This is a genomic window from Kamptonema formosum PCC 6407 (assembly GCF_000332155.1).
GTDB lineage: Bacteria > Cyanobacteriota > Cyanobacteriia > Cyanobacteriales > Microcoleaceae > Kamptonema > Kamptonema formosum.
The window spans coordinates 1-4,179 of record NZ_KB235901.1 but is presented as its reverse complement, the minus strand read 5'-3'; the positions used below and the strand labels follow the sequence as shown (position 1 = coordinate 4,179).

The 4,179-nt window shown below is 44.7% G+C and carries 2 protein-coding genes and 1 pseudogene; all 3 read left to right on the top strand.

Annotated features, from left to right (window positions below):
* Positions 1-2,529, top strand: a 2,529-nt coding sequence (locus OSCIL6407_RS36900; RefSeq protein WP_148288836.1) for an amino acid adenylation domain-containing protein, incomplete at its 5' end; no start/stop codon positions are given.
* Between the two features lie 104 nt (positions 2,530-2,633).
* Entirely contained in the window at positions 2,634-3,605 is a 972-nt protein-coding gene (locus OSCIL6407_RS38075; protein WP_019486982.1) for a condensation domain-containing protein, read from the top strand.
* Between the two features lie 4 nt (positions 3,606-3,609).
* A pseudogene (locus OSCIL6407_RS38065) lies at positions 3,610-4,179 on the top strand (AMP-binding protein); the annotation flags it as partial.

Here is a 4,179-nt window from a genome sequence, read left to right as displayed (position 1 = left end):
GAGAAAAACCCTGGATACAGCTTAAGCTCTGGGAACCTGGCTTATGTAATTTACACTTCGGGGTCTACAGGCAAACCCAAAGGCGTACTGGTGGAGCACCGAGGACTATACAACCTCGCCAAAGCACAGATTCAGATATTCGACGTGCAACCGAACAGCCGCGTCCTCCAGTTTTTCTCTTTGAGCTTCGATGCTTCGGTCTTTGAGGTTGTGATGGCCTTGGTGGCGGGAGCGACGCTAGTAATGGGAACGCGGGACTCCCTGCTACCTGGAGCAACTCTGATTCAGCTTTTGCGCGACTATGCGATCGCTATTGTTGCGCTAGCACCATCCGTGCTAGCGGTACTGCCCTTTAACAAACTACCAGCGTTGCGGACAATAATAGTTGGTGGGGAAGCCTGCTCCCCCGACCTCATAGTTAAATGGTCATCAGGTCGTCGGTTCTTTAACGCTTATGGGCCGACCGAATCCACCGTCTGTGCCACCATTGCTGAATGTACCGATAGTAAAGAGCCACCGTCCATCGGTCGGCCCATTGCTAACACACAGGTTTATATTCTAGATGCCCAAAAACAGCTTGTCCCGATCGGCGTGCCCGGAGAATTATACATTGGTGGTGCTGGTTTAGCACGGGGCTACCTCAACCAACCCGAACTAACAAGCGATCGCTTTATTCCCAACCCCTTTAGCCACGAATCGGGTTCTCGCCTCTATAAAACTGGCGATTTAGCCCGCTATCTACCCGACGGCAATATCGAATTTTTAGGTCGTATCGACCACCAAGTGAAAATTCGGGGCTTCCGCATTGAACTTGGCGAGATCGAGGCAGTGTTAAGCCAACACACCGCTGTCCGACAAGCTATAGTAGTAAACCGCGAGGATGTACCGGGCGACAAGCGCCTGGTAGCTTATATAGTTCCTGAAGAGAAACATATCCAACCATTACATCAGCAAGAGGGCCAAGAACTGGGTCAGATAGAATTATGGCCATCAGTAGCAGAATACTTCGTCTATGACGAATTGTTATATTATGCTATGACCAATGATGAGCGTAGAAATCATAGCTACAAAGTAGCCATTAACCAGTTAGTAAAAGATCGAGTAGTTGTTGAGGTTGGTACGGGTAAAGATGCGATTTTAGCTAGGTTTTGTGTAGAGGCCGGAGCCAAAAAGGTATATGCGATTGAAAGAAGTGAGGAATCTTACCGACTAGCAAAAGCTTGTATTAAAAATCTGGGTTGGGAAAACAAGATAACTTTAATTCATGGTGATGCAACCCAGGTTAACTTGCCCGAACAGGCGGACGTATGTCTGTCAGAAATTGTCGGTGCCATTGGCGGATCGGAAGGTGCAGCAGTGATTTTGAATAGTTCCCGCAGATTTCTGAAGGAAGATGGAATCATGATTCCTCAGAGAAGTATTACCAAAATAGCTGCTGCTTATCTGCCTGATGAATTGTTAGATAATCCACAGTTTAACGATGTTCCCGGTTATTACACTAATAAAATTTTCGAGCAAGTTGGATATCCTTTCGATCTAAGGTTATCTATTAAGAAATTTCCCAAATCTCATCTTATCTCAAACAGTGATACTTTTGAAGATTTGAATTTCAATACTCACCTTAACCCAGAATACCGTATTGAAATCAATCTCACGATTACAAAAGAGTCAAGATTAGACGGTTTTCTAGTGTGGCTGAACTTACACACAATTGAAGGAGAAGTCATAGATATTATCGAGCATGAGTATTGCTGGCTACCAGTCTACTTTCCGGTATTCTATCCGGGAATTCAGGTTTCAGAAGGAGATACAATCAAAGCAGTTTGTATTGGAACTCTATGCGATAATAACTTGAACCCTGACTATAAAATTGAAGGTATTTTGATTAGGGGAAATGGGCAATTTATTGAGTTTGAATACGAATCTTATCACCATAAAAAAGTGTTTAAACACAACCATTTCTATGAATTATTGTTCTCCGAAAATGGTCACAAAACACATCATAAATATCACTCTGAAGTATTACCTAAAGAGATTAGATATTATCTTAAGGAGCGTTTACCTGACTACATGATTCCTTCAGCTTTTGTGATTGTAGATGAATTGCCGCTGACACCAAACGGTAAAGTAGACCGCAAAGCACTGCCAGCTCCTGGTGTTATTAACCTAGATTGGGAAACAAATCATATTGCACCCCAAACTGATATTGAACAAGCTATAGCTACGGTTTGGCAACAGGTATTAAACTTAGAAAAAGTAGGTATCGATGATAATTTCTTCGATCTAGGCGGTCATTCATTATTGATGGCTCAGGCTCATAGCAAACTGCGCGAAGTGGTGGACAGAGATGTTTCAATCCTGGAAATGTTTAAATATCCAACAATCAGTTCTTTGGCTAAGTATTTAAGTCAGGAGCCAGAGGAAAAACATTCTTTTCGATCAAATCGAGACCAAATCAAAAAACAAAAACAAGCTATCAATCGCCAAAAGCAAAAACAACGCTCGCAAGGAAAGAGTAAAAATGGATAATTCTCGCTTTCAAGTGGGAGCAGGCGATCGAGTCCTCTAATAAGTGGTATCGAAGCGAAACGTGCTTAAAAAATGGTCACAAGGCAAAGTCCTGGGAGTGAATTGTGATCAAGGAACGAGCCAGCATCACATCACAGAAGATAGTTTTTGTAAAACAGGCAATCAATCAAACAGGGTGCAAGCAAGTGTCAATTACAGCTCCGATTGAAGAACTACTAACTGAAGAAACCAACGAACTGAGATACTGGAAACAGCAACTAGCTAATCTGCCAACACTACAACTCCCGACTGACCGAATGCGCTCGCCAATGCAAAGTTTTGGGAGTGCAAGGCAATGCGTGGCGCTACCTCAAACTCTGAGCGAGGCGATCGCCTCATTGAGTCACAAAGAAGGCGTTACCCTCTACATGACACTGCTGGCAGCGTTCAAAACCTTACTCTATCGCTACACGGGGCAGACAGATATTGTAGTAGGGACTATCATCCCAAGAAGGAAACAGCCAGAGATTCAGGCTCTAATTGAGCGCTTCGTCAACACATTGGTGCTGCGTACCGATCTCAAGGAAAATCCTACTTTCCGGCAGTTGCTCGAAAGAGTGCGGGAAGTGGCTTTGGGAGCATTTGCTTACCAAGATTTGCCTTTTGAGAAGTTGGTAGAAGCACTGCAACCAGAGCGGAATTTAGGTCAAAACCAACTCTTCCAGGTTGCTTTTGTTCTGCAACCGCCGATGTCAGGCTTTGATACGATGCTGAATTGGAATCAGTTGGACATTGATACCGAAACGGCAAAGTTTGATTTGACCCTGGAATTACAGGAGACATCGGAGGGCATAGTCGGTCGTTTTGAGTACAGCACAGATTTGTTTAATGCTGAGACCATCGAGCGGATGGTAGGTCATTTTCAGACTTTACTCGAAGGTATCGTTACTAACCCAGAGCAGAAAATTGCACAATTGCCTCTGTTAACTGAGTGGGAACGACAGCAGTTAGCAGCGTGGAACCATACGGAAACTGATTACCCTAAAGATGCTTGTATACATCAGTTGTTTGAAGAGCAGGTAGAGAAATCTCCNTGATGCGATCGCATTAGTCTTTGAAGAGCAGCAACTAACCTATAAAGAACTGAATCAACGAGCGAATCAGCTAGCACACCACTTGCGGAATTTGGGTGTGGGGCCAGAGGTATTGGTAGGTATCTGTGTAGAGCGTTCCCTGGAAATGATAGTGGGACTGCTGGGCATTCTCAAAGCTGGCGGGGCTTATGTACCGTTAGACCCAGCTTATCCCCCAGAGCGTTTGGCTTTCATGTAGAAGATGCCTCTGTACCAATTCTGTTGACTCAGGCGCGGTTGATAAAATCTCTTCCCAAACATCAAGGGCGTACCGTTTGTCTGGACACTGACTGGGAAATCATTGAGGGACAGAGCGAGAAAAACCCTGGATACAGCTTAAGCTCTGGGAACCTGGCTTATGTAATTTACACTTCGGGGTCTACAGGCAAACCCAAAGGCGTACTGGTGGAGCACCGAGGACTATACAACCTCGCCAAAGCACAGATTCAGATATTCGACGTGCAACCGAACAGCCGCGTCCTCCAGTTTTTCTCTTTGAGCTTCGATGCTTCGGTCTTTGAGGTTGTGATGGCCTTGG